The organism is Sphingomonas sp. BL-S-28, from assembly GCF_055521515.1.
On sequence record NZ_CM145484.1, the window covers coordinates 1,932,861 to 1,957,763 of the forward strand.

Annotated in this window: 22 protein-coding genes; 9 read left to right on the plus strand and 13 right to left on the minus strand. The window is 63.8% G+C overall.

Going from position 1 to position 24,903, the window contains the following annotated elements:
- Positions 1-135: 135 nt before the first annotated feature.
- From ACZ1JC_RS17900 to ACZ1JC_RS17930, 7 genes are all read right to left on the minus strand, one after another.
- A complete protein-coding gene (locus ACZ1JC_RS17900) occupies positions 136-2,940 on the minus strand; it encodes a TonB-dependent receptor (RefSeq protein ID WP_465135592.1) in 2,805 nt (934 codons plus the stop codon).
- Between the two features lie 513 nt (positions 2,941-3,453).
- Entirely contained in the window at positions 3,454-4,884 is a 1,431-nt protein-coding gene (locus ACZ1JC_RS17905; protein ID WP_465135591.1) for an AMP nucleosidase, read from the minus strand.
- Positions 4,885-4,921: 37 nt separating this feature from the next.
- A complete protein-coding gene (locus tag ACZ1JC_RS17910; protein WP_465135590.1) occupies positions 4,922-5,428 on the minus strand; it encodes a GNAT family N-acetyltransferase in 507 nt (168 codons plus the stop codon).
- A gap of 82 nt (positions 5,429-5,510) precedes the next feature.
- A complete protein-coding gene (gene rplI, locus ACZ1JC_RS17915; protein ID WP_465135589.1) occupies positions 5,511-6,107 on the minus strand; it encodes a 50S ribosomal protein L9 in 597 nt (198 codons plus the stop codon).
- A 14-nt stretch (positions 6,108-6,121) separates the two neighbouring features.
- Positions 6,122-6,346, minus strand: a complete 225-nt coding sequence (gene rpsR, locus ACZ1JC_RS17920) for a 30S ribosomal protein S18 (protein WP_086490477.1) — start codon at positions 6,344-6,346, stop codon at positions 6,122-6,124.
- A 5-nt stretch (positions 6,347-6,351) separates the two neighbouring features.
- Positions 6,352-6,714: a 30S ribosomal protein S6 gene (gene rpsF / locus ACZ1JC_RS17925; protein ID WP_465135588.1), complete on the minus strand. Its 363-nt coding sequence runs from the start codon at positions 6,712-6,714 to the stop codon at positions 6,352-6,354.
- Between the two features lie 191 nt (positions 6,715-6,905).
- Positions 6,906-9,713, minus strand: coding sequence for a DUF3857 domain-containing protein (locus ACZ1JC_RS17930; RefSeq protein WP_465135587.1), 2,808 nt, complete (start codon positions 9,711-9,713; stop codon positions 6,906-6,908).
- A gap of 120 nt (positions 9,714-9,833) precedes the next feature.
- Here ACZ1JC_RS17930 and ACZ1JC_RS17935 point away from each other — a divergent pair, with 120 nt between their 5' ends.
- On the plus strand, positions 9,834-10,778 hold the full coding sequence (locus ACZ1JC_RS17935) for a cupin-like domain-containing protein (RefSeq protein ID WP_465135586.1): 945 nt from the start codon (positions 9,834-9,836) through the stop codon (positions 10,776-10,778).
- 6 nt (positions 10,779-10,784) lie between these two features.
- Here the strand turns inward: ACZ1JC_RS17935 and ACZ1JC_RS17940 are convergent, their stop codons facing one another.
- Complete coding sequence (locus ACZ1JC_RS17940) at positions 10,785-12,020, minus strand: polyhydroxyalkanoate depolymerase (protein ID WP_465135585.1); 1,236 nt, start codon at positions 12,018-12,020, stop codon at positions 10,785-10,787.
- A gap of 123 nt (positions 12,021-12,143) precedes the next feature.
- On the opposite strand from ACZ1JC_RS17940, the gene ACZ1JC_RS17945 reads away from it, so the two are divergent.
- The gene (locus ACZ1JC_RS17945; RefSeq protein ID WP_465135584.1) at positions 12,144-12,821 is read left to right on the plus strand and encodes a glutathione S-transferase; all 678 of its coding nucleotides are present in this window, start codon (positions 12,144-12,146) and stop codon (positions 12,819-12,821) included.
- 208 nt (positions 12,822-13,029) lie between these two features.
- Here the strand turns inward: ACZ1JC_RS17945 and ACZ1JC_RS17950 are convergent, their stop codons facing one another.
- Positions 13,030-13,851, minus strand: a complete 822-nt coding sequence (locus tag ACZ1JC_RS17950) for a flagellin N-terminal helical domain-containing protein (RefSeq protein WP_465135583.1) — start codon at positions 13,849-13,851, stop codon at positions 13,030-13,032.
- A gap of 250 nt (positions 13,852-14,101) precedes the next feature.
- Here ACZ1JC_RS17950 and ACZ1JC_RS17955 point away from each other — a divergent pair, with 250 nt between their 5' ends.
- Positions 14,102-15,061, plus strand: coding sequence for a DUF808 domain-containing protein (locus ACZ1JC_RS17955; protein ID WP_465135582.1), 960 nt, complete (start codon positions 14,102-14,104; stop codon positions 15,059-15,061).
- A 20-nt stretch (positions 15,062-15,081) separates the two neighbouring features.
- Here the strand turns inward: ACZ1JC_RS17955 and ACZ1JC_RS17960 are convergent, their stop codons facing one another.
- Positions 15,082-16,494, minus strand: a complete 1,413-nt coding sequence (locus ACZ1JC_RS17960; protein WP_465135581.1) for a glutamate ligase domain-containing protein — start codon at positions 16,492-16,494, stop codon at positions 15,082-15,084.
- A gap of 53 nt (positions 16,495-16,547) precedes the next feature.
- On the opposite strand from ACZ1JC_RS17960, the gene ACZ1JC_RS17965 reads away from it, so the two are divergent.
- From ACZ1JC_RS17965 to ACZ1JC_RS17985, 5 genes are all read left to right on the plus strand, one after another.
- Complete coding sequence (locus ACZ1JC_RS17965) at positions 16,548-17,366, plus strand: LD-carboxypeptidase (RefSeq protein WP_465135580.1); 819 nt, start codon at positions 16,548-16,550, stop codon at positions 17,364-17,366.
- 87 nt (positions 17,367-17,453) lie between these two features.
- Positions 17,454-18,389 (plus strand): ACP S-malonyltransferase, encoded by a 936-nt coding sequence (fabD, locus tag ACZ1JC_RS17970; RefSeq protein ID WP_465135579.1) that lies wholly within the window; start codon positions 17,454-17,456, stop codon positions 18,387-18,389.
- A 39-nt stretch (positions 18,390-18,428) separates the two neighbouring features.
- Positions 18,429-18,821: a GxxExxY protein gene (locus ACZ1JC_RS17975; protein ID WP_465135578.1), complete on the plus strand. Its 393-nt coding sequence runs from the start codon at positions 18,429-18,431 to the stop codon at positions 18,819-18,821.
- Between the two features lie 65 nt (positions 18,822-18,886).
- A complete protein-coding gene (fabG, locus tag ACZ1JC_RS17980) occupies positions 18,887-19,651 on the plus strand; it encodes a 3-oxoacyl-[acyl-carrier-protein] reductase (protein ID WP_465135577.1) in 765 nt (254 codons plus the stop codon).
- 4 nt (positions 19,652-19,655) lie between these two features.
- Positions 19,656-20,126 (plus strand): GNAT family N-acetyltransferase, encoded by a 471-nt coding sequence (locus tag ACZ1JC_RS17985; protein WP_465135576.1) that lies wholly within the window; start codon positions 19,656-19,658, stop codon positions 20,124-20,126.
- Here the strand turns inward: ACZ1JC_RS17985 and ACZ1JC_RS17990 are convergent.
- Positions 20,117-20,482 carry a hypothetical protein gene (locus ACZ1JC_RS17990; protein ID WP_465135575.1) on the minus strand — a complete coding sequence of 122 codons (366 nt, stop codon included), beginning with the start codon at positions 20,480-20,482 and terminating at the stop codon, positions 20,117-20,119. The two genes, ACZ1JC_RS17985 and ACZ1JC_RS17990, sit on opposite strands and share 10 nt — an antisense overlap.
- Before the next feature lie 289 nt (positions 20,483-20,771).
- On the opposite strand from ACZ1JC_RS17990, the gene dnaN reads away from it, so the two are divergent.
- Positions 20,772-21,890, plus strand: coding sequence for a DNA polymerase III subunit beta (gene dnaN / locus ACZ1JC_RS17995; RefSeq protein WP_465135574.1), 1,119 nt, complete (start codon positions 20,772-20,774; stop codon positions 21,888-21,890).
- A gap of 77 nt (positions 21,891-21,967) precedes the next feature.
- Here the strand turns inward: dnaN and ACZ1JC_RS18000 are convergent, their stop codons facing one another.
- Positions 21,968-24,037 carry a putative bifunctional diguanylate cyclase/phosphodiesterase gene (locus ACZ1JC_RS18000; protein WP_465135573.1) on the minus strand — a complete coding sequence of 690 codons (2,070 nt, stop codon included), beginning with the start codon at positions 24,035-24,037 and terminating at the stop codon, positions 21,968-21,970.
- Positions 24,038-24,238: 201 nt separating this feature from the next.
- Positions 24,239-24,766, minus strand: a complete 528-nt coding sequence (locus ACZ1JC_RS18005) for a TlpA family protein disulfide reductase (protein ID WP_465135572.1) — start codon at positions 24,764-24,766, stop codon at positions 24,239-24,241.
- Between the last annotated feature and the right edge of the window lie 137 nt (positions 24,767-24,903).

Below are 24,903 nucleotides of genomic sequence, written 5' to 3' on the forward strand. Positions count from 1 at the left end.
GAGGATGACTTGCCTTTTGCCGTCTGGCAACCGGGTAGTCTGAACCGTCCAAAACACAGTTTCGGATCGGGCATAAGAAAAGGGAGCCGGTTTGACCCGGCTCCCTTCCCGTGACGAAATCGAATAATCGCCGATTTAGAAATCGACAGTGATGCCGGTGAAGAACGTCCGGCCGTAGACGTCGTAGGTCGTCGGGTAGGTGTTCGACTGCTCCTGGTTGTCGCCCAGGATCGGCGGCTTCTTGTTGAACATGTTGTTCATGCCGATATTCCAGGTGAAGCGCTTGGCCACGTCGATGCTCGCGGTGAGGTCGAAGTAGTCGTAGGCCTTAATCTTCTCCACGCTGTATTCCGTGGAGGAATCGTCGTCCTTGACCGGCGAGAGGTGGCGCCAGGCGAGCGACAGGGTCTTGCCGTCGGTCGCCCAGGTCATGCGGCCATTGAGGCGCCACTTGGCATAGACGTTGCCGCAGAGCAGGCCGAACTTGCCGGCGCAGTCCACTGTCAGGTCGGACAGGGCGGCGATCGGCTTGAACGTCCAGTTCAGCAGGCGGGTGCCGCTCATGCGCAGCGTCAACTTGCTGGAATCGTGCACGCCGAAGGCCAGCGGGATCGCGTACTGCATGTCGAAGTCGATGCCGTCGGTCTTCACGCCGCCCGAGTTCGACAGGTTATCGACCGCGCCGGTGATCGTGTAGCTGTTGCTGTCACGCGGCAGCAGCGAACAGTAGCTGGTGTCGTAAGGCGTCCAACCATTCGATGCGGTGCCGTAGCAGGCCGAGATGATGTTCGACGTGCCGGCGGCGGTGATGAAGTTGTCGATCTTGATGTGGTAGTAGTCGACAGTGAGCGACAGGCCCGGGATCGCGCGCGGCTGGATCATGGTGCCGACGGTCCAGGTGTAGGCTGTTTCTTCGCGCAAGTTGCGATTGCCGCCGTTGTAGCTGTCGATCTGCGCGTCACCACCATTGTATGCGGTGCCGATCAGGTTCGACGGGATGCCGGAGGACAGGCAGCTGGCGTTGAGGTTGGCGTTGGTCAGCGCGGTCGAGGTCGTGCAGGGGTCGGATGCCGTCTCGAAGTTCTGCGCGCTGCCGCTGTAGAGGTCGTTCACCGTCGGCGCACGCACCGCGCGCGAGAACTGGCCGCGGAAGCTGATGTCCTTGATCGGCGCCCAGACGAGGCCGAGCGAGAACGTGCTGACCTGATCGGCCGCCGTCGAATAGTCCGAGAAACGATACGAACCGTTGAATTCAAGGCGATCGACGAAAGGCTTGTCGGCCAGCAGCGGCACGAAGGTTTCCGCGAAGAGTTCCTTCACGTTGTACCCGCCCGAGGTCGGCTCGGAGGCGTTGAAGCCGATCACGTCACCCGAAGCGAGTGCCTCGTCCGGGTTGAAGCTGCCGTGTTCGTTACGGTATTCCGCGCCGAAGGCGATGCTGGCGGCGCCGGCGCCCAGATCGAACAGGTTGTCGTTGGTGATCGCGCCGCTGGCAACCTTCTCGGTGATGGTCGAGCGGTTCACCGTGTCGATCGAGATGAAGTCGGCCGCTTCCTGGCTGATGTTGCCGGCACCGAAGATGTTCAGCGGGACGCAGCCGTTGCTGGTGTCCGAACAGACCAGGTTGCCGCTCGAATCGTAGCTTGTCAGCAGGGCCTGCTGCACGCGGCTGGCCGAGACGTTGCCGTACTGGCGCTCTACCTGCTTGGTGCGGGAATAGCTGAAGTACGCGTCGTAGTTCCAGCTGCCGATGATCTGGCCGCGGGCACCGATCAGGCCGCGATAGGCCTTGCTGTCCATGTTCGAGACGCGGTTGCCCACTTCCGACAGGCGACGATAGACCGAGGCGGAGGTGTAGCCGTCGCCATCGGTGTCGTAGCTGGAGAGCAGCGCCTGGGTATCGGGCGACAGGAACGAGGAATCCGTGTCGAGCGAGTAGGTGCCGGTGAGCGGCGTCGGGGCCAGCTGGTTCTTCACCTTGTTATGGATGAACTGGCCTTCGCCGTAGAGCGTCAGGTGATCGCTGAAGTCGAAATGGCCCTGGCCGGAGAACAGGACGCGCTTCTGCGGAACCTGCAGGTAGTTTTCGGAAGCGTAGTTGTAAGCGTCTGCCGAGGTGTAGGGCGAATAGCTGCCGTCTTCGCCGAACTTGTAGTTGTTGCCGCCCAGCGCGATGCGGCCGGCCGGGATCGAGCTGGAGCCGCCGGCAGTCAGGCCGCCTGCGCCGTCGTCCGTCTGCGCTACCGAGGTATAGCTGCGGCCCGACTGCAGGATCGATTTGCGCTGCGTGTAATCGCCGTAAACGGTGATGTTGCCGCGGCCGTCGGCGAAGTTCTTGCCGACCAGAAGGCCGCCATTGTACGTCGCGCCGTCGCCTTCGCCGGTCAGGCGATAGTTGGCATTGGCCTGCACGCCGTCGAAGTTCTGCTTGGTGACGAAGTTGACGACGCCGGTAACCGCGTCCGAACCGTAAACGGCGGACTTGCCGCCGGTCATCACGTCCACGCGCTCGATCAGCGCGGTCGGGATCGTGTTGAGGTCGACGATCTGGTTGGTGTCATACGAAACGTAGCGGTGGCCGTTCACCAGCACCAGGGTGCGCGCCGCGCCCAGGCCGCGCAGGTCGGCCGTGGCGACGCCGCCGCCGGGGTTGTTCGATGCTGCGGTCGTGCCCGGCAGGATCTGCGGCAGGTCCTTCAGGATGTTCTCGACGTTCACCTGGCCGGTCAGCTTCATCTCCTGCGCGGAGACGGCCATGATCGGCGCGGCCTGTTCGAGATTGGGGTTGGACAGGCGCGAACCGGTGACGACGATTGCGCCGCTGTCGGGTTCGGCTTCCGCGCCGGATGCGGTGGCGGTGTTGTCCTGGGCCTGTGCTGCGACCGGCAGACCCATGAGGAGCGTGGACGCCAGCAGAAGGCGCTTCATCTCGGATGTCATTGATTACTCCCTATTGCGGATCCCGACGCGGGAGAGGGTGTGCGCGTCGAAATCAGGCCGCCGGTGTGCGGGGGAGTTCTGCAGTTGTCATGCAGGATTAATAGTAATGTTCGATTGAATTTGGCGGAGTTGTAGAATCGCCACAACTATTTCATGATACGAAAAGTATATGAAAATTTAAAGCTACAACAAGAAATTCAATTGAAACATCATTTCAGCTATTTTTCAGCGGCTTCAATTCTAGGAAATAGCTGTTGCGTGTGGCGTAATCAAGCTCGAAAATGTCCCTAATGACGTTCGCTTTATAATTTGATGCCGCCTGCATGCGCTGCATCGCGGTATTCATTGCGTGGAGGGCGTGCTGATGCCGGTGGGTAGTTCAAAACGGGCGCGGCTACCCTGTCGATGCGCGAATGACGCTTGCGGAATGCGCAACGAAAAGCCGCCGCCTTCATTGTGGAAGGCGGCGGCTTCTGGCGTTCATCGAGGAGGGCGGCTTGCTGCCGCCGTCGATCAGCGGAACGGCGGTTCGTTGAACGCGCGCAGCTTGCGGCTGTGCAGGCGCTCACCTTCGGCGCGCAGCAGGTCGCAGGCCTGGAGGCCGATCTTCAGGTGGCTGGCGATCGCTTCCTCATAGAAGCGGTTCGCCTGACCGGGCAGCTTCAACTCACCGTGGATCGGCTTGTCCGAAACGCAGAGCAGGGTGCCGTAGGGTACGCGGAAGCGATAGCCCTGGGCGCTGATGGTCGCGCTCTCCATGTCGATGCCGATCGCGCGGCTGAGGCTGAAGCGGTGCGCGGATTCGGTGTAGCGCAGTTCCCAATTGCGATCGTCGGTGGTGACGATGGTGCCGGTGCGCATGCGCTTTTTGAGATTGGCGCCGCCTTCGCCGCTGACCGTCTCGGCTGCGCTGGCCAGCGCCTGCTGCACTTCGGCAATGGCGGGCAGTGGGATTTCTGGCGGCAGCACGTGGTCAAGCACGTGATCGTCACGCAGATAAGCATGGGCGAGCACGTAGTCGCCGATGCGCTGCCCTTCGCGCAGGCCGCCGCAGTGGCCGATCATCAGCCAGACTTCGGGGCGGATCACCGCGAGATGGTCGGTGATGGTCTTGGCGTTGGAGGGGCCGACGCCGATGTTGACCAGCGTGATGCCCGACTTGTCCGGCCGGATCAGGTGATAGGCCGGCATCTGGTGACGGCGCCATGCGGTGTCCGACAAACGCTCGCGCGCATTGTCGACCGGCGCATCGAGGTAAAGGCCGCCGGCGCCCGAAAGCGCGGTGTAGCCATCGGTGCCGATCTGCTGGCCGGCCCAGTCCACGAACTCGTCCACATAGCGGTGGTAGTTGGTGAAGAGGATGAAGCGCTGGCAGTGCTCCACGCTGGTGCCGGTATAGTGCTGCAGGCGCGCCAGGCTGAAATCGGTGCGTAGGCCATCGAACAGGGCCAGCGGGACGGGTTCGTCCTGCGGCTGGGTGAAGATGCCGTCGGCAATCTCGTCCCCGATCATGGCGAGTTCGGTGGTCGGGAAGTGCGCGGCCAGTTCCTGCGGGGTGACGCTGCCCATGCCGATGCCGTCCAGCACGTAGGGGAAGGGGATTTCCTGCGTGGAGCGGTCGACCTCGATCGCGATCTCGTAGTCTTCGTGGAGAAGGCCGAGCTGTTCGTTGAGGTAATCCGCGAACAGGCGCGGGCGAGTGATCGTGGTGACGTAGGTGCCCGCATCGTTCAGGCGCCCGAACGAACGGCTGTAGAACGAGCCGCGCTCGACACCGTGATAGGTGATGCGCAGTTCCGGATAGCACCAGGCGCGCGTCTCGCGACGATCGGAAGGGGGGAGGGTGCCGTTCTCTACGAAGGCGGCAATGTCGGCCTTCAGGGTGGTGACGGCGGTTTCATAGACGCGGACCAGTTCCGCGATCGTGCTTTCTATCGTTTCCATCTCCCACACTTACGCGATTCGTGTTGCAGTGCAATAGTCACCGGCGAAGTGTGTGGGCGAGGTAGGTCACGGTCTTCCCGTTCTCCAACAGTGCTTCGCCGACGGGCTCGAAGCCCAGGGCCAGGTGGAATGCCTCGCTGGCCGGGTTCGGCGGATCGGAATTGACCTCGCAGACGACACGTTCGTGGCCAGCGGCGCGGGCCTGTTCGAACAGATGGGCGTAGAGCGTGCGGGCATGGCCGCGGCCGCGTGCTGCTGGCGCAGTGACAACGCGGTCGACGTAGACGAAACGCGGATAGCGTTCGCGGAACCACTGGAAGTTGGCGCTGTCGTAATCGGCATCCTGATCGAAGGCGATCAGCGCGGCGTCGAGCGTGCCGATCCGGGCCGCCACGAAGGCCCGCTCCACCAGCATTGCCATCCGTGCTTCGTCGGCCAGCGAGAGTTCGACCGCGTGGGCATTGTTCAGTGCCAGCAGTGCTTCGCGCAGTTCCGCGTCGGCGGCATAATCGGCGCGCAGGTCGGTGGGAGTTTCGGTCATCATCTCGTTCGCAGATAAGAGAAAAGCCCCCGCTCCGCGAGGGAGCGAGGGCCTTTCGAAACAGTGGTCAAGCGGAAGGGGAAGCTCAGGCTTCCTCTTCGCTCTCCACGGCAGCTTCTTCAACCGCGATTTCGCCGGGTTCGGCGTTCGGGTCGTAAGCTTCGGTGAAGCCCGAGACGTCCTGTTCGAACATCGCGGCCATGACGTCGACGCCCTGCGACTGCAGATCGGCTTCGTCGGGCGAGCGAGCGACGTTCACCTTGACGGTGACGGCGACTTCGGGGTGCAGGCTGACGCGAACGTCGAACACGCCGATCGTCTTGATCGGGCGTTCGAGAACGATCATCTGCTTGGTCACTTCGGCGCCTTCGGCGTTCAGGGCGTCGACGATGTCGCGCACCGAAACCGAACCGTACAGCTGGCCCGAGTTCGACGAAGCGCGGATCAGGACGACCTGCTTGCCTTCGACGTTGCCCGAGTGGGCTTCGGCAGCCGAACGACGCTCAGCGTTGTCCGATTCGATCTTCGCGCGGTTGGCTTCGAAGACCTTCTTGTTCTTTTCGTTGGCGCGCAGCGCCTTCTTGTTGGGCAGCAGGTAGTTGCGTGCGTAACCGTCCTTGACGGAAACGACGTCACCAATGGCGCCCAGCTTTTCGATGCGCTCGAGGAGGATGATATCCATGAGGTTCGTCCCCCTTACTTGACGATGAAGGGCAGGAGGCCGATGTGCCGGGCGCGCTTGATCGCCTGGCTCAGCTCACGCTGCTTCTTTGCGGAAACCGCGGTGATGCGGCTGGGAACGATCTTGCCACGCTCGGACATGAAGCCCTGGAGCAGACGAACGTCCTTATAGTCGATGGCCGGAGCGTTCTTGCCCGAGAACGGGCAGGACTTGCGGCGGCGGAAGAATGCGCGTGCCATGGAAATTAGTTCCCTTCACGTTCGCGACGGCGAGTACGCTCGCGGTCGGTCTTGCGCATCATGACCGACGGACCAGCTTCGTGCTCGTCGACGCGGATGGTCACGTAACGGATGATGTCTTCGTTGATCTGGGTCTGACGCTCGAGCTCGGCGACGACGTCGCCCGAAGCTTCGATGTTCAGCATCACGAAGTGCGCCTTGCGGTTGCGCTTGATCTTGTACGCGAGGTTCTTGAGGCCCCAGGTCTCGGTCTTGGTGACCTTGCCCTGGTTCGACTCGACGATCTCGGTAGCGGTGGCGGCAAGCGCATCGACTTGCGCCTGGCTGAGGTCCTGGCGCGCCAGGAATACGTGCTCATAAAGAGCCACGGCAGCTTCCTTTTCTCTAATCTAACCGATCGCTGGCTTGTCCGCGGGATTGCGGGGCCCCTCCGGCTTTCGTCCTTTCCGCCTCACAAGGGTGGAGACGGAAGGCGCGCCCTTATGCGGATCGGCGGGGGAATGCAAGCGGATTCGGGGTGAAGAGCTTCGGGCGCGGCGCCATCAGACGCCGCTCCCGCTCAGGGCTTGATCCCCAGCTTCGTGTAAAGCGCGTCCACGCCGGGATCCAGCCTGCGAGCGACCGCAATTTCCGTCTTGCTTTCCGCCGCGCGGCCAAGGTGGGCCAGGACGATGCCGCGCATGTAGCGGCTTTCCGCCTGTGTGGGTGCCTCAAGGATCACCGCGTCGAGGTCCTTGAGCGCATCGTCGTACCGGCCAAGCCGGAACCATACGACGGCGCGGCTGTCCAGCGGGCCTACCGGGCTGGCGGCGAGTTCCACGGCGCTGGAACACTGCCGCACCGCGCCTTCCACGTCGATCCCGCGCATACCCTTGATCCAGCAGGCCAGGTTGAGCAACTCGGGGCTTTGCGGGCGCTGGGTCATCATCGTGTCCAGCATCGTCAGCGCTTCGGTGGCATCGGCGTAGAGGCCCAGCTTTTCCACCTTCGACATTTCCCAGCCACGCTTCTGCTCGCCGCCCAGGGCGATCTTCTCGTCCAGCAGTTCACGCGCCTCGGCCGCCTTGCCGTCTTGTGCTAGCAGCGTTGCCACCAGTTCGGCCGCGGCATTGTCCGATGGATCGAGTTCCTGCGCCTTGCGCGCATCGGCCATGGCGGCAGGCAGGTCGCCCAGCGCGCGATTGACAGAAGCGCGATCGAGGTAGGAAGCGGCATCGGCGGAAAGGGCGATGGCGCGGGTCAGATCCTCTCGCGCACCCTTGTAGTCTCCGGTGCCCTGCCGCAGGCTGGCGCGGGCGACCCAGGGAAGGGCTTCCGGCTCCTTCGCGGCCATCGATTTGCCGAACACGCTTTCGATGGCGGCAAGCTGGGTCGATCCCTTCGCGGCCGATCCGAGTTCCCAGCGCCGCGTCGCATTGGCCGGCGCGACGAGCTGCGGCACTTGCGTCTGTGCCTTGGCAAGCTGGGCCCGGTCCGCCGCGATACGATCGGCCGGAACCTCGCGGCCGGTGCCTTCCTTGCGTTCGGTATAGGTGAAGACGCCGTCGGCAATGGCGGCATGGCTGGTAAAGTGCGATCCGCCCGCCGTCGCATCGATATCGCCGGCGCCCTCCATCGTATAACCGGTGCCGCCATCGGGCAGCTTGACCCGCAAGTGATAAACCATGCTCACCGGCTGGGGAGTCGCCACCGGAATTTCACGCCATTCGGCGCGGGCGCGGTCGGGCGCAAACGTAAAGCTGCTGAGCATACCTTCCACGCCGCGCTTCATCTGCCGGTCGCGCCGCTTCCACTCGGTGGTCATGATACCGCGCCCCTTCAGCACGGTAGTGGCGGTTTCGGGGGAAGCTTCCAGCGAAAGATCGGTGAACTGGCCTTCGCCCAAAATGCTGCCGAGTTGGCCGCGCACCATTTCGTCGCGCTGTTCGGCATCGAGCGAGTTCACGGCGAGGCCAAGGCTCAGCGCCTGCGGCCCGCGCAGCGTGACCTTGGCGGTGACCACGGTGGGCAGGTCCAGGCTGGTGCTCTCATCATAATCGACATCCAGCTCCATGGTCGGGCGGGCGTTGGCATGGGTCTCGATCAGTTCGGGCTCGGCCCCGGCACTGCGCAAGGGCAGGACATAGCCGAAGTCCGGCGTGTCATGGATGTCATCAATCCGTGATCCGATCCCGGTGCCGTCCAGCCAGAGGCTTTGCCCGCCCACTTTGGCGCGGACCAACACGTGGTCGAACACGGCGGCGCTGGGCAGGCGGCGCGGCAGGTCATAGGCGCCGCCGGTGGCGCTGGCGGTCACGGCCTCCGCCTCGATGCCCAGACGGTCCAGCAGGGCGAGCAGCAGCAGGGTCTTGGCCTTGCAGTCGCCATAGCGCAGCGGCCAGGTCTCGTCCGGCTTCTGCGGCGTATAGTTGCCGCCGTTCATCTGCACGGCCAGATAGCGCACCTTGTCCTGAACCAGTTGCAGCGCGGCCTGCGTGCGGGTGAGCGGATCGGTGGAGGTGGCGGCGATCTTGTCCGCCTCGGCGGCAAGCGGGCTGCCGTCCGCGATCAAGCCCTTGGCGGCATAGAGCGGCGCGAACGTGCGCGAGACGTCAGCCCAGTCGCGGAATGTGGTGAGTTCGAACATCGGCAGTGGGCGAAAACGGGCAGGCGCATCGTTCGGCATCTCGGGCTGCTTGGCGAGTGGCAGCGCGACTTCCAGTTCCATCGTATCGCCATGGCGCACGGGGGTGGCGGCGAAGTCTTTCGCAAGGATCTGCCACTTGGCGTTCTCCGCCACTGGCCAGATCGCGCGCAGGCGGCCCGTGCCCATGCGAAGCGGGCGGGTGGGCAGGCCGATCGTGCTCTGCACGCGGTCGCCGAGCACTTTGTCACGCTGGGTGATCGAATAGCGCAGGCGGAACATGTCGCCCACGCGCAGGCCCTGGATCGCGGCGGTGGCGCTGAGCACGCCGTTGAGCTGGCGCTGTTCCAGCAGTTCCTCGCGCCGCAGCACGTCCAGCTTCATGCCGTTCTTGATCAGGTCGATCGTCTCGCCATCGCGGATGATGGAGATTTCGTGGATGATAAGATCGCCCTGATCCGGCGACCACTGCGCGCCTACGGTGGAGAACTGCGCCAGCATCTCCGCCGAGCCGATGCGCACGGCGGTATCCGAATAACGCCAAAGCTGGCCGCCTTCGACTTTTTCCTGCGCATCGAACACGGTGAAAGGCGGCGCATCGGCAGTGGTGGCGGGCAGAGCCGCGATCTTCACCCATGCCGGGGCGGGCTGGTAGAGAATCGCCTCCCCCGCGAAAGCCGGCGCCGAAACGGCAGAGACGATGGCGCAGGCCAGCACGGCCCGCGAGACTTTCCCCAGATACACTTGAATTTCCCCCAATTCTGACGGCGCGAATGTGTAGGCCATTGCCATTCGCGCGCAATAGTGGCCTGCAAGTTGACAGCGCTTTTAATCGGGCCGGTATGGGCCGGCAGGAGACTTCGGATGACAGGCGGAAACGACAGGCTCGATGCGGCGCTGAAGGCCATCGGTCTGGGCGGCCTCGACGCGGCACGGCCCTATACGGGTGGCGCGCGCGCCGGGGCGGCGAACGCTGCGGCCGAGGTATCCGATTCCATCGCGGCCGCGCGGCGGGACTGGATCATGCAGGTACAGGAACGGCAGAGGAGACTTTCCGTGAACGCCAGTGCGCTGATGCGATGCCGCGACTTGCCGGGGCACGCCTTCCTCGATCATTTCTACGCGCCCGGTCGCCCGGTGGTGATCGAGGGCGCCATCGACCAGTGGCCCGCGCTGGCGAAGTGGACGCCCCACTATCTGGCGAAAGCGGTGGGATCTGCCGAGATCGAGTATCAGGGCGGCCGCAACGGCGCCGCCGATTTCGAACTCGCCAAGGAACGCCACAAGCGCCGCATGGCGTTCGACGCCTTCATCGCGATGATCACCAGCGGGCAGGGCAACGACGCCTATATAACCGCCTACAACAGCGGCACCAACGCGGCTGCCTTCGCGCCGTTGATGGCGGACGTAACGCCGATTTCGGACTATCTGACTGCGGCGCCGGGAATGCTCTGGGTGGGGCCGGAAGGTACTTTCACGCCGCTGCATTTCGACCTGACCAACAACCTGCTGATCCAGGTCACCGGCCGCAAGCATGTGCGTCTGGTGCCGCCTTCGCAGACGCGGCTGCTCTATAATCACCGGCATGTCTTCAGCGCGGTTCACGACCTCGACGATCCCGCGCGTCTGGACGCGCATCCGCTGGCGAAGCAGGTGGCAAGCTATGACGTGACGCTGGAGCCGGGGGACATGCTCTACATCCCGATCGGCTGGTGGCATCAGGTGCGCTCGCTGGATTTCAGCGTAATGATGACTTGCACGAACTTCCTCTGGCCCAACCTGGGGCACGAGGAATTTCCCGAAGGGTAGGGCGCCTCAGCTTACCGCCAGCACCAGATTGCGCACTTGCGGATAGACCTGCGTTTCCCAGCGCGAACCGGCGAATAGGCCATAGTGGCCGACGCCGGGCTGCAAGTGATGCCGCTTCAGGTGCGGGCGCAGGCTGGAGCACAGGAAGTGCGCCGCCGCCGTCTGCCCCACTGCGCAGATATCGTCGCGCTCGCCCTCTACGGTGAGCAGCGCGGTCTTGCGGATGGCGCCGCAGTCCACCTTGCGGCCACGGTGTTCCAGCTCGCCCTTGGCCAGCAGCGCGCGCTGGAACACCTTGTCGATGGTTTCCAGATAGAACTCGGCCGTCAGGTCCAGCACGGCGAGGTATTCTTCGTAGAACGTCTCGATCTTTTCGACATCGGCCTGCCGGTCGTCTGCCAGAGCCTGATAGAGTTTGCGGAATTGGCCGAAGTGGCGGCCCATGTTCATCGACATGAAGGCGGTAAGCTGGATGAAGCCGGGGTAGACCTTGCGCCCCGCGCCCTTGTGGCGCCAGGGCACTTCCTGGATCATCGTATCCTCGAACCAGCTGAAAGGATGCTCGGTCGCGAGTTCGTTGACGCTGGTGGGGCTTTCGCGCGTGTCGATCGGGCCGCCCATCAGCGTCATGGAGCGCGGCTGGCAGGGATCGTCGTCCTGCGCCATCAGTGCCACGGCAGCCAGCACCGGAACGCAGGGCTGGCAGACGGCGAGCACATGCGCGCCCCGGCGTTCGACCGGATCGCCCAGTTCCTGCAGGAAGTGGATCACGTAATCGACGAAGTCGTCGAACCCGAACTGCCCCTTGCTCACGGGGATGTCGCGGGCGTTCTTCCAATCGGTGATGTAGACGTCGTGATCGCGCAGCAGTGTGAACACGGTATCGCGTAGCAGCGTGGAGTAGTGTCCGGAGAGCGGGGCGACGACCAGCATCTTGGGCTGCGGCACTGCAACATCATGCTTGGCGAAGTGCAGCAGGTTGCCGAAAGGTAGGTCCACCACGACTTCCTCACGCACCGCAACCTCACGATTGCCGCTCATGACGGAGGTAATGCCGTAGGACGGGCGCTGGTGGGTGATCGTCGCCTTCTCGAACGTCTCCGCGAGCGCGAAAAACCGCCGCATCCAGGGCATTTCATGGGCGCCGCCGAGGTAATCGTCACGCAGGGAAACGGCATTTCGGGCGGCCCAGCGCGGCAGTTCGAGCAAGTCCGAATACGTCTGATACGCCTGATAGAGCATGCGCGGTCTGTTCCCTGTGGGCAGTACGTGCGCGATTCGCTCTGGCGTGCAATCGGCGCTGGATTCATGCTGCGCTGCATCATAAGCTGATGCAAGCAAAAGCACACTTAGGCGGAGACAGCAGTGAGCGAGTCGGGCGTTAAGGGTTCCGCCGGGGCGAGGCTGACGATTTCCAGCAAGACGTATTCGGCCTGGTCGCTGCGCGGCTGGCTGCTGTGCCGTCTGGCCGGGCTGGAGGTTGAGGAGAAGACTGTCGTCAACGATGCGGCCAACCGGGCCGAACTCTTGCTGCTCACTCCATCGGTGCTGGTGCCCCGCCTCGACCATGAAGGGGCGAGTGTGTGGGATACGCTGGCGATTGCCGAATATCTCAACGAGAAGTTCCCCGATGCCGGGATGTTGCCGGCCGATCCGATCGCGCGGGCGCACTGCCGGTCGGTTTCGGGCGAGATCCATTCGGGCTTCACCAACTTGCGTTCGGCCCTGCCGATGAACCTGAAGGTGGAGCACGAGAGCTTCCCGATCTTCTCCGGAGCGCGGCCGGATATCGAGCGGGTGGAGGCAATCTGGAACGAGTGCCTCGACACCTATCGCGGCCCGTTCCTGTTCGGCAAGAAGCCGACGGTGGCAGATGCGATGTATGCCCCGGTTACCCGCCGCTTCCTGAGCTATGCGGTGCCGATGGATGATCGCCTGCGCGCCTATTGCGATGCTGTCGCGGCGTGGGCACCGATGGCCGAATGGCTGGCGGCCGCCAAGGCGGAGCCGGAGGATATCGAGGAACTCGACGTCGAGTTCTGAGGCCAGCCGACCGGGCACTTTCCTTGCCTCCTTCGTCATTGCGAGCGTAGCGAAGCAATCCAGGGCAGTTCAGCACCGCTCTGGATTGCTTCGCTGCGCTCGCAATGACGAGGTGTGGGGAATGGTCACACCTGACCAAAAAACGAACCCGGCGGACATCGCTGCCCGCCGGGTCTTGATGAAACCGAAGGTTTCGCTGGGGAACCGATCAGCGCAGGAGCGAAAGCACGTCCTGCTGGGCCTGATTGGCCTGCGCGATCATCGCGGTGGAGGCCTGGCTCAGGATCTGCGACTTGGCGAGGGACGTGGTTTCCACCGAATAGTCCGCATCCTCGATCCGCGAGCGGGCGTCGGACAGGTTGGTCACATTGCTGGTCAGGTTGTTGATCGCCGATTCCAGCCGGTTCTGCCCGGCGCCGAGCGAGGCGCGGTTGGCGTTCACGGACTTCAGCGCGGCGTCCACATGGTCCAGCGTGGCCGAGGCGGCGGTGCTGTCCGAAACGTCCAGTGCCGTGCCCAGGTGGGTGCCGTCGATGGCGACCGAGGTGAGCGTGACCTTTTCTCCCGAGTTCGACCCGGTCTGGATATCGAACGTGACGTCGGAGCCCGAGGTGGTGGAGAACAGTGCGTTGCCGTTGAACGTGGTGGTGGTCAGGATGTCACCGATCTGGTCGGTCAGCGCGGTCACTTCCTGCTGCATCGCATCGCGGTCGGTGTCCTGATAGGTGCCCGACGCCGACTGGATCGCCAGTTCGCGGACCCGCTGCAGCATGTTGGCCACTTCGTCCAGCGCGCCATCGGCGGTTTGCGCCAGCGAGATGCCGTCGTTGGCATTGCGGATGCCCTGGCTCATGCCGCGGATTTGCGAGCTCATCGAGGTGGAGATGGCAAGGCCGGCGGCATCGTCCTTGGCGGAATTGATGCGCTTGCCGGTGGAGAGGCGTTCCATCGCGGTGCTCAGCGTCTTGTTGGCGGCGATGGAGGCGTTGGATGCGCGGATGGCGCTGATGTTCGTGTTGATAACCGACATGATTTTTCCCCAGTATCAAGAAGTTGGAAGGTGCCGTGGGAGGCTCCCTCCGGACAGTCCAGAGAACGGTCGCGGCGGGAAGGCGTTAAGGGCAGGGGTGCGAGGAAAGCGGAAAAGTCGCGGAGAGCCGGTTGCAAGACCTTGCTCAAGTCCCTTTGCAATCAAGGATTTTGCGGGATTTGCTTGATCGGCGAAAAATTCGCCCGCATGGCAGCGGTCTGTGTTTCAATGATGAGGGATTTTTCTTCCGATGGCTTCCGGCCTCGTTGCTCTTCTCGATGACGTGGCGGTGATCGCCCGCGCCGCTGCCGCTTCGCTGGACGATGTGGGGCTGGGGGTCGCCAAGGCCGGCAGCAAGGCGGCCGGCGTGGTTATCGACGATGCGGCGGTGACGCCGGGCTATGTCACCGACTTCACGCCCGAGCGCGAACTGCCGATCATCTGGAAGATCACCAAGGGATCGCTGCGCAACAAGCTGTTCATCCTGCTGCCCATCGCACTGCTGCTCAGCGCCTTTCTGCCCTGGCTGATCACGCCGATCCTGATGATCGGCGGCGCCTATCTGGCGTTCGAGGGGGCGGAGAAGGTTATCGAAAAGTTCGGCGGCGCCAAGCACGGCGAAACGCTTGAGCAGCCGGTGCAGGACGCGGTGACGTTCGAACAGGTTCGCGTTTCCGGCGCGATCCGTACCGACCTCATTCTTTCCGCCGAGATCATGGCTATCGCGCTTTCGGAAGTGGCCGACAGTTCGCTGATCACGCGCGCGGTGGCGCTGGCGCTGGTGGGCATCCTGATCACGGCCGGCGTTTACGGCGCCGTCGCGCTGATCGTGAAGATGGACGATATCGGCCTGCATCTCGCCAAGAAGGAAGGAAAGGGCACGCAGGCTTTCGGCCGCATGCTCGTCAACGGCATGCCCAAGGTGCTGACGGTGCTGGCCTCGGTAGGCACGCTGGCGATGCTCTGGGTCGGCGGCGGGATCATCCTGCACGGACTTGAGCAATTGGGCGTTCCCGCTCCGGCGCATCTGGCGCACGGCATCGAACATTGGCTGGCGGTGCTGGGCGGCCCCGTCGGGGGCGTGCTGGGCTGGTTGGGCTATGCGCTGGCTTCTGCGGTGGTCGGCCTGGTGCTGGGCGCGGTGATTGCCGTTGCCGTGCACGTGATCGCCCACATGCGCGGCGGGAAGGACGAAGCCGGGGCGCACTGATCGCGCCCCGGACTTTCCAATCAGGGCAGGCGCGCGAGCAGGTCCTTCGCGAAAACCGTCAGCGTATCGTCGCGCGCACCCATCACGACCACGCGGTCTCCGGGCTTGGCGATTTCCACGATGCGGCTGGCGCAGTCCTCGCGAGAGGGGACGTATTCAGCCTTTCCGCCGTCCGCTTCGATCAGTCGCACGATGCGCTCGCTGCCTTCGGAACGGTCTACGGTGCCGCCGAAGTAGACCGGGTCGCACAGGATCGTCACATCGTCCGGCCCCAGCTTGGAGGCCAGCACTTCGGCCAGTTCGTGGCCCATCTGCTTCAGCGGGCCATAGCCGTGCGGCTGGAAGAACGCGATCACGCGGCCCGGATGGGCCTTGAGCGTGGCCAGCGTGGCCGAAACCTTGTCCGGGTTGTGGCCGAAATCGTCGATCACCGTCACGCCGGAGGGCGAGGTGCCGACGATATCGAACCGGCGCGCAAGCCCCACGAAGCTGCCCAGCGCCTCGACCGCCTCGGCCACCGAAACCCCGGCGGCATTGGCCGCGGCGATGGCGGCGAGCGCATTGTAGAGGTTGTGTCGACCCGGCACTTTCAGTGCCAGTGGATGCGAAGTTCCGTCGCGGCGATCCAGCACAGTGGCGGTCAGCGAAGTCGGCCCTTCGACCACATCGCTCGCGCCGATCTGCGCGTCCGGCGATGCAATGCCGAAGGTAACCAGCGCCTTGGCATGCGGGGCGAGGGCGGCGGTTTCCGCATCGTCCAGATTGATCGCGGAGGTGTCCGCGCGGGCAAGGAAATCGCCGAAAAGCTGGCGCAGTTCCTCAAGGCTCTTGTGGTCGAGGCTGACGTTGCCCAGCACCGCGACTTTCGGGCGATAAAGCGCGATGGACCCGTCGCTCTCGTCCACTTCCGACACGAAGACCTCGCCCTGACCCACGCGGGCGCTGGCGAAAGGGGCGTCGGGGCTGACGAAATTCTTCATCACCGCGCCGTTCATGATCGTGGGATCGCGGCGGGCATGGGTCGTGATCCAGCCGGTCATTCCGGTGACGGTCGACTTGCCCGAAGTGCCGCCGATGGCCACGCCGAAGGGCGCCGCATTGAAGAGCGTGGCCAGAAGCTGCGCACGGCTCATGCGCGGGCAGCCGAACTCTTTCGCGCGGACTACTTCGGGCACCGTATCTTCAACCGCCGCCGAGGCGACTAGCGTTTGCTTGGCGCCGGTAATGCCGCTGCCATCTTGCGGGTGCAGGTCGAAACCAAGGCTTTCCAGCCAGGCGAACTTTTCCGGGGTGCGGCCCTGATCGCGGCTACGGTCCGATCCCGCGATCTGCGCGCCGTGGCCCCGAAGGATCAGTGCAAGCGGCAACATGCCCGATCCGCCGATGCCGCAGAAGAACCAGGGGTGTGAAGTGAGATCGTGATCGGAAGTCATGACGCTTCGGTATGCGGCCTTGTTCGTCCTGACAACCTCGATAGGAAGGAGCCATGACCCGTATCGCAGTTTGTGCACCGTCCACCCCGATCACCCGCGAGGATGCGGAGGCCGTCGTCGCTCTGGCGGCTGCCGAGTTCCCCGATGTGGAGCTTGTCATCCACGATCAGTGCTTCGAAGTGGAGGGCCATTTCGCGGGCAGCGACGCGCGGCGGATCGCGGCGCTGGTGGAGTGCGCGAACGATCCTTCGGTGGATGCGGTGTGGTTCGCGCGCGGTGGCTATGGTGCATGCCGTGTGGCGGAAGCGGCCATTGCGAAGTTTACGCACGATGCGCAGGCGAAGACCTTCCTCGGCTATTCCGATGCCGGCTATCTGCTGGGTGGGCTCTATCGCGCGCGCATTGGCAAGCCGGTTCACGGACCGATGCTGGCCGATATTCGCCGGGCAGGTGGGGCGGAGGCGGTGCGCCGCGCATTGCGGTGGCTGACCGGCGATGCCTCGGGCGTGGAGCCCACCGGCGACGATCATCCGCGCGTCGCCTTCAACCTGATGACGCTGGCGATGCTCTGCGGTACGCCTCTGATGCCGGGGCTGGCGAAGCATGTCGTGCTGGTGGAGGAGGTATCGGAGTATCTCTACGCGGTGGATCGGCTGTTTTTCCACCTCACCGCGCACCTTGGCGGTGTGGCAGGCCTGCGCCTCGGCAGGGTCAGCGACGTGCCGGAAAACGACCGTCCGTTCGGTGTCGAGGCGGAGGAAATCGCCCGCCATTGGTGTGCGCATCACTCGATCGCCTACCTCGGCAGTGCCGATATCGGGCATGACGCGATGAACCGGATAGTCCCGTTCGGACTTGCGGAGCGGCCCTAAGGTCAATAACGCGCCGCGCCACATGTAGAGATTCACAAACCGGCAGGGCGCAATCGTGGGGCCCGCCGGACAGAAGGAGCCGCCAAGATGCGTGCATTCGTTTTTCCGGGACAGGGCAGCCAGAAGGTCGGCATGGGCGCCGAACTCGCCGAAGCCAGCGCCGTCGCGCGCGAAGTCTTCCAGGAAGTGGACGAGGCGCTCGGCCAGAACCTCTTCCGCGTGATGACGCAGGGCCCCGAAGAGGAGCTGACCCTCACCGAAAACGCCCAGCCGGCGATCATGGCCAATGCCATCGCCGTTCTGCGCGTGCTGGAAAAGGAAGGCGGCATCACGCTCGCCGACAAGGCGGACTTCGTCGCCGGTCACTCGCTGGGCGAATATACCGCGCTTTGCGCCGCTGGTGCCTTCAGCCTTGCCGACACCGCGCGCCTGCTGAAGCTGCGCGGCCAGTCGATGCAGGCCGCCGTTCCGGTCGGTCTTGGCGCCATGGCTGCGCTGCTCGGCGCCGATATCGAAAAGGCCACCGCGCTGGCTGAAGCCGCTGCCGAAGGCCAGGTCTGCACCGTCGCCAACGACAACGACCCCACGCAGGTCGTGATCTCCGGCCACAAGGAAGCCATCGAGCGCGCCATCGCGCTGGTGAAGGACCACGGCATCAAGCGCGGCGTGCTGTTGCCGGTGTCGGCGCCGTTCCATTGCCCGCTGATGCAGCCCGCTGCCGATGCCATGGCGGAGGCGCTGGCCACGACCCCTCCGGGCAGCCTGCATGTGCCGCTGTTCGCCAATGTCACCGCCTCGGTCGTCACCGATCCCGCCGAAGTCCAGCGCCTGCTGGTCGAGCAGGTCACCGGCCGCGTCCGTTGGCGTGAAAGCGCGATCGCCATGCGCGAGGCGGGCGTCGAGACGTTCGCCGAACTCGGCGGCAAGGTGCTCGGCCCGATGATCAAGCGTTCGGCCGGTGAGGTGGAAGTGATCTCCGCCGTGACCATGGCTGAGATCGAGGAACTGGCGAAGGGCCTTTAAGAGTTCGCGCAAAGGCGCGAAGGCGCAAAGGGGGCGGCCTTGGTTGATGTCGATGCGATCAGCGCAGATGTCGTTGATGCTGCCGTTCGAATACATCGCGGCCTTGGTCCAGGCTTGCTGGAAAGCGTGTACGAAACTGTCCTCGGGGCTGAACTGGAGCGCCGGGGATACAAGGTTGACCGGCAGAAGCCGGTCGATATCCGTTTCGACGATATGCATTTTCCAGCGGCTTTCAGGGTGGATCTACTGATCGAGAACAGTCTCGTCATCGAAATCAAGTCGGTGGAAAATCTCAGCCGCGCCCATGCCAAGCAGGTTCTCACCTACTTGCGTTTGCTCGATCAGCCCCTAGGGCTGCTGCTCAATTTCTCGGGTGAAACGATGAAGGAAGGAATTCGGCGGTTGGTGAACAACCATCGATCCGATCGCTGAGGCCTTCGCGCCTTTGCGCCTTTGCGCGAACCCGTTACAACTAAAGCCATCACGGAGTGACCCAGATGTTCAACCTCAACGGAATGACCGCCCTCGTCACCGGCGCCTCGGGCGGCATCGGTTCCGCCGTTGCCCGCGCGCTGGCCGCGCAGGGTGCGCGCCTCGCCATCTCGGGCTCGAACGCGGACAAGCTGCGCGCCTTCCGCGATGAGCTGGACGAGCACACCCCGCAGCATGTGCAGGACGTCGATCATGTCGCCATCGCCTGCAATCTGGGTGATCCCGAGCAGGTCGAGAAGCTGGTTCCCGCCGCGCTCGAATCGCTGGGCAAGATCGACATCCTGATCAACAACGCCGGCATCACCCGCGACAACCTCGCCATGCGCATGAAGGACGAGGAGTGGGATCAGGTCATCAAGATCAACCTCGAATCGACTTTCCGCCTGATGCGCGCCGTGACCAAGCCGATGATGAAGGCGCGCTTCGGCCGCATCATCAACGTCACCTCGGTCGTCGGCACCACCGGCAACCCCGGCCAGATGAACTACTGCGCGGCGAAGGGCGGCATCACCGCCATGTCGAAGAGCCTCGCGCAGGAACTCGCCAGCCGCAACGTCACCGTGAACTGCATCGCGCCGGGCTTCATCCGTACCGCGATGACCGACGTTCTGCCCGACGCGCAGAAGGACGCGCTGAACGGCCGCATCCCGATGGGCCGCATGGGTGAGGGCGAGGATATCGCCTCTGCCGCCGTGTTCCTCGCCTCCAAGGAAGCAGGCTACGTCACCGGCCAGACGATCCACGTCAACGGCGGCATGGTGATGATCTGAGGTGATGTCGGGTTTGGCGCGGATGGTGAGGGTGGAGCCCTGCGATCCGCGCGATCCCGATGCTGCTGCGGTGATGGCGCGCCTTTCCGGGGCGCTCGCCGCCATTACCGGCGACGGAGGCACCTCATCGTTCGATCATGACGATGTACTCGTGCCGCGCGCGCTGTTCGTGATCGCGCGGGACGGGCAGGGCAACGCGATCGGCTGCGGCGCTTACCGGCCGCTTGAGGCCGACGTGGCTGAAATCAAGCGCATGTATGCCGAGCAGGGCTGCGGCGGGCTGATTCTCGTCCATCTCGAAGCGGCTGCACTTGCCGATGGATACGGCGCGGCGTGGCTCTCCACCCGGCGCGTGAACGCTCGCGCAGTCTCGTTCTACGAACGCCATGGATACGGAGAGATCCCGCCATACGGGCGCTATGCGGATCGGCCGCAGTCGATCTGTCTGGGGAAGGCGCTGAAGTCTCAGTCGTGAATGGCGCCGTCTGCGTTGACGATATTGGCACCCAGCTTGCCTGCCAGATCGCGCGCTACGGCCAGGATCGAGTGCCCGTCCGGTTCCGGATCGGGCGCGCTGAAGCTTACGGTGCCGTTGGGCGACCACCAGAGTGCGCGCAGCCAGCCGTCGTAGCCATCGCGCCATACTTCGACATCGCCACCGCGGTTCGGCATCACCACCCATTCGCGGGTAACGGGATTGAGCGCGTTGGCATCGCCTTCGGCAAGGCGAACCCCTTCGATACCGCCAACGGCATCCTTCCATTCGGGCAAGGTGATGGGCTTGATTTCGCCGCTTTCGTCCTTGCGTTCGATGCGCAAACCTAGAGACAAGTCGTTAGGCTCCCACGATTTCGGGGTTATTGGGGGTGCAGTGCAGCATGCTCTGCGCTAACGTTTAGGGCAAGGGGAAGGTGCCGTCCGGCCCGGATCGTGCGGCGGAATGTGCCGGAACCGTTCAAAACACGGCAGAACCCCCCGATTTATCCCCAGTTTCGCCTTGAGTGGGCCATTACTCGCTTGCCGCAAGCCTTACGTTCGCTAGAGATATTCGTCCTGAAATTCGGGATTGTCCGTGTCAACCGGGCGTCCCAAGCCCGACCAAGGGGGACCTGAGGCTGACATGAAGGCCACCATCGAACGTTCCACGCTCCTGCGCTGCCTCAGCCACGTGCAGTCCGTTGTTGAGCGGCGCAACACCATTCCCATTCTCTCGAACGTGCTGATCGAGGCTTCGGGCACCGGCTCCCTGCGTATCATGGCGACCGACCTTGACCTGCAAGTGGTCGAGACCCTCGGTGCGGTCTCGGTAGAGCAGGCCGGCGCGATCACCGTGTCTGCGCACCTGCTGTTCGACATCGCGCGCAAGCTGCCCGATGGCAGCCAGGTCAGCCTCGACGCTTCGGACAACCGCATGGTCGTCAAGGCCGGGCGCAGCCGCTTCCAGCTGCCGACGCTGCCGCGTGACGATTTCCCGGTGATTGCCGAGGGCGAACTGCCGACCAGCTTCGAAATCTCGGCGGCAACGCTGGGCCAGCTGATCGATCGCACGCGCTTCGCGATTTCGACCGAGGAAACGCGCTATTACCTCAACGGCATCTTCCTGCACGTCACCGATGACGAGCTGAAGGCCGCCGCCACCGACGGCCACCGCCTCGCTCGCTTCACCCTGGCCCGCCCCGAAGGCGCGCAGGGGATGCCGGACGTGATCGTGCCGCGCAAGTGCGTGGCCGAATTGCGCAAGCTGCTGGAAGAAGCGCTGGACACCAACGTGCTGGTTGACCTTTCTGCCAGCAAGATCCGCTTCACGCTGGGCGGTGAGCACGGCGTGGTGCTGACCAGCAAGCTGATCGACGGCACGTTCCCGGACTACACGCGCGTCATCCCGACCGGGAACGACAAGCTGCTGAAGGTCGATCCCAAGAGCTTCTTCGAAGGCGTGGACCGCGTTGCGACCATCGCTACCGAAAAGACCCGTGCCGTGAAGATGGCGCTGGAGCAGGACCGCGTGACGCTTTCGGTCACCTCGCCGGACAACGGCACGGCGGCCGAAGAAGTGCCGGCGGACTATTCCTCGGATGGTTTCGAGATCGGCTTCAATGCCAACTATCTCAAGGACATCCTTGGCCAGATCGACGGCGACACGGTGGAACTGCACCTTGCCGACGCCGGCGCGCCGACGCTGATCCGTCAGGACGAAAAGAGCCCGGCGCTCTACGTGCTGATGCCGATGCGCGTCTGATCGCAGGCCTTATCGCTGAAACGGAAAAGGGCCGGGGTGCGAACCCCGGCCCTTTTTCTTATGCGCCCAGTGTGACGTCAGGCGACTTCGCTCTGCGGTATCATCGACGCGGTGAAATAGTTCGGCACCTCGTTCGCCTCGATCGGCCGGCTGTAGAAATAGCCTTGTAGGTGCGTGCAGCCGGCGCCTTTGGTCGCGTCGATCAGATGCTCCTCGCTGATCCCTTCGGCCACGACTTCGGCACCGACGTGGCGCGCCATCGTCACCGCCGCTTCCAGCACCGCGACGGAGGCGGGATCCTGCCCAAGGTCCATGACCAGGCTACGATCCAGCTTCATGCGATCGAACTTGAAGCTCTTGACCATCGACAGTGACGAATAGCCGGTGCCGAAATCGTCCAGCGCGATGCGGAAGCCCAGGTTGCGGAGCAGGTTCAGCGTCAGCAGCGCGCGGGTGTTGCGTTCGATGGAGAGCGATTCCGTCACTTCCAGAAACAGCCGGTGCGGGGCGATGCCGTGGCGGCCGCAGGCATCCAGCAGGAAGGCGCTGAATCCGTCGTGCTGCAGCTGCAGGGGCGAGAGGTTGATGCTCATCAGCATGTCCTGCGGCCACTGAGCAAAGTCCTGCAGCGCGCGGCGGATGATCCATTCGCCCAGCCGCACCATCAGCCCGCTGCGCTCGGCCGCGGGGATGAAGGTGGAGGGCGGCACTTCGCCCAGCGCGGGATGCTTCCAGCGGACCAGCGCTTCCACTTCGCGTGCCTTGTCGGAAACCGGGTGGATCGGCTGGTAGACCATTCGCAGTTCGCCCTTTTCGAATGCGGCTTCCAGGTCCTTTTCCAGCGCGCGGTCCACGGCGCGTTCTTCCGCCATCTGCGGCGCGAAGCCGGTCGCGCAGTTGCGGCCGGTCTTCTTGGAGGCATAGAGCGCCATGTCGGCGTTGCGCAGGATCTCATCGATATCCGCATCGGGCGATGCCGCCACTTCGGTGACGCCGATCGAGACGGTGATCGCCACCGAATATTCGCCCAGACTGAACGGCGTGCGCATCGAATCGGTAAGGCGCGAGGCCAGCCCGGTTACGGATTCGCCGGCCGAAAGCTCGATGCAGACGGCGAATTCGTCACCGCCCACGCGCGCGACGATGCTGGAATCGCCAAGGTTGGTCTTCAGCCGCCCGCCGATCAGGCGGACGAGTTCGTCACCCGCGGCGTGGCCGTAATCATCGTTGATGTGCTTGAACCGGTCGATATCGATCAGCATGCAGGCGAAGTGGTGCTCCGGCGCGGCGCTGAGCAGCCAGCTGACGTCTTCCTGAAACGCGCGGCGGTTGGGCAGGCCGGTGGCGGCATCGCTGAAGGCCAGATTCTTCACGGCCTTCGCATTGCGGCGGAAGGTTTCCAGCGGGCCGGACAGGTCTTGAAGTTCCTTGAGGCGGAAAGAGCCGATCTCGATATCGAGATCGCCGTTGGCAAGGCTCTGCAGCGATCGGTGCATCCGGCGCACGGCGGGCAGGATGTTCTTCAGGATATCGAACAGCACCAGCGAAACGATCAGGATGGTGACCAGCCCGGCGCTCAGCACCAGCAGCTGCCAGCGCGCGATGGAGGCGACGAGGCGGCGCTGGGCGGCTTCGCGTTCTGCATGGGCGCGCTCGACGATGCGCGTGGCCAGCACCGCCATGGCATTGTTGCGCGTTTCGATCCGGTTGATCAGCCCGCGCCGGGCGATATCGCCGGACTGGACTGCCAGGATCGCGGCAACGTGGCGATCCAGATCGGCAAAGGGATCGGACGCTTCGGGAAGGTCATAGAGCGCCATGCCGCTATTGCGCAGCCGGCCCAGCTTGTCGCCGATGGCAATGGCGGCATCGGTAAGCTCGTTACCGGTGCCGTCTTCGTCACTGGCGGCAAGGCCGCGATTGGTGGCCATGCGCAGCTTGCCCACCGCTTCGGCGAACTGGTCCGCATTTTCGGCAATGGCCGATGCATGAACCAGTGCCTCGCCGTCGCGGCGCAGCCCGAATGCCTCACGCTGGGTGACGATTTGCAGCAGGCCGGTCGCCACGACGATCAGGATCAGGGCGCCGACAAGGCGCGTTTCCAGCGAAGAGAATAGTCGGCCGACGGCCGGTTTCCATGATGACATCAGCGCACCCGAAATTCTTTGTCTGACCGGAGATAGTCGAACGATCTCCGGTCCAGGACTTGATTTGCGGATGGTGAACTAGACCGGAAAGTCTAAAAAATCATAAGAATAACAATAATTTATTTCGATGAACTGTCATCAAACCGTAACAAGAAAAAGGGATTTGAAACAGTTCTTGGAAGTTGGCTTGCCTAAAGCCAATCAGGCCGGCGGCTTTTCAGCCAGCAGCGGGATCAATACCGCGTTGAGATCGTCCAGATCGAAAGCGCCTGCCTTGGCGTAGCGCACCACCCCGGCCCTATCGATCACGAAGTTCGTCGGTACGCCGGTCAGCGGTCCATAAGGGCCCTTGATCCTGCGGCCTGCCGGGATCGCCATGGCCTTGAACAGGGCCTTCAACTGGTACAGCGGCAGCGAATCCTGCGTGGTGATGGCGAAGGCCTTCAGCCCGTGCTTGGACTGTATCGCATAGTACCTGTCCAGCGTGGGGAGTTCGGTCCGGCAGGGCACACACCAGGTCGCCCAGAAATTGAGCACGACGACCTGCCCGCGAAGCTGCGCAAGCGTTACTTTGCTGCCGTCCATCAGGGTGATTTCGAAATCGGGCGCGGGTTGTCCGACTATCGGCGTGGAGCCGGCCTTGGCCTCGGCCCTGGAATCGACCATGCCCGACGGCGCGGCCAGCATCAGCGCCGCCGCCAAAGCAGCGCCAACGTGCATTATCTTCATGTCGCGTAACCCCCTGTTCGCCAATCCATTGCGCATAGCAGCGGGTTGGGGGCGAACCAATGAAATCGCCGTAAGGTTGTGGGGCTGGGGCGGCGAAGCCGACGAAGCAATCCAGAGCGGCGTAAACTGCCCTGGAT

Coding starts and splice junctions, on each gene's coding strand:
- ACZ1JC_RS17900 (WP_465135592.1), bottom strand. CDS start 2,940: ATGACATCCGAGATGAAGCGCCTTCTGCTGGCGTCCACGCTCCTCATG.
- ACZ1JC_RS17905 (WP_465135591.1), bottom strand. CDS start 4,884: ATGGAAACGATAGAAAGCACGATCGCGGAACTGGTCCGCGTCTATGAA.
- ACZ1JC_RS17910 (WP_465135590.1), bottom strand. CDS start 5,428: ATGATGACCGAAACTCCCACCGACCTGCGCGCCGATTATGCCGCCGAC.
- rplI (WP_465135589.1), bottom strand. CDS start 6,107: ATGGATATCATCCTCCTCGAGCGCATCGAAAAGCTGGGCGCCATTGGT.
- rpsR (WP_086490477.1), bottom strand. CDS start 6,346: ATGGCACGCGCATTCTTCCGCCGCCGCAAGTCCTGCCCGTTCTCGGGC.
- ACZ1JC_RS17935 (WP_465135586.1), top strand. CDS start 9,834: ATGACAGGCGGAAACGACAGGCTCGATGCGGCGCTGAAGGCCATCGGT.
- ACZ1JC_RS17940 (WP_465135585.1), bottom strand. CDS start 12,020: ATGCTCTATCAGGCGTATCAGACGTATTCGGACTTGCTCGAACTGCCG.
- ACZ1JC_RS17950 (WP_465135583.1), bottom strand. CDS start 13,851: ATGTCGGTTATCAACACGAACATCAGCGCCATCCGCGCATCCAACGCC.
- ACZ1JC_RS17955 (WP_465135582.1), top strand. CDS start 14,102: ATGGCTTCCGGCCTCGTTGCTCTTCTCGATGACGTGGCGGTGATCGCC.
- ACZ1JC_RS17960 (WP_465135581.1), bottom strand. CDS start 16,494: ATGACTTCCGATCACGATCTCACTTCACACCCCTGGTTCTTCTGCGGC.
- ACZ1JC_RS17965 (WP_465135580.1), top strand. CDS start 16,548: ATGACCCGTATCGCAGTTTGTGCACCGTCCACCCCGATCACCCGCGAG.
- fabD (WP_465135579.1), top strand. CDS start 17,454: ATGCGTGCATTCGTTTTTCCGGGACAGGGCAGCCAGAAGGTCGGCATG.
- fabG (WP_465135577.1), top strand. CDS start 18,887: ATGTTCAACCTCAACGGAATGACCGCCCTCGTCACCGGCGCCTCGGGC.
- ACZ1JC_RS17985 (WP_465135576.1), top strand. CDS start 19,656: ATGTCGGGTTTGGCGCGGATGGTGAGGGTGGAGCCCTGCGATCCGCGC.
- dnaN (WP_465135574.1), top strand. CDS start 20,772: ATGAAGGCCACCATCGAACGTTCCACGCTCCTGCGCTGCCTCAGCCAC.
- ACZ1JC_RS18000 (WP_465135573.1), bottom strand. CDS start 24,037: ATGTCATCATGGAAACCGGCCGTCGGCCGACTATTCTCTTCGCTGGAA.
- ACZ1JC_RS18005 (WP_465135572.1), bottom strand. CDS start 24,766: ATGAAGATAATGCACGTTGGCGCTGCTTTGGCGGCGGCGCTGATGCTG.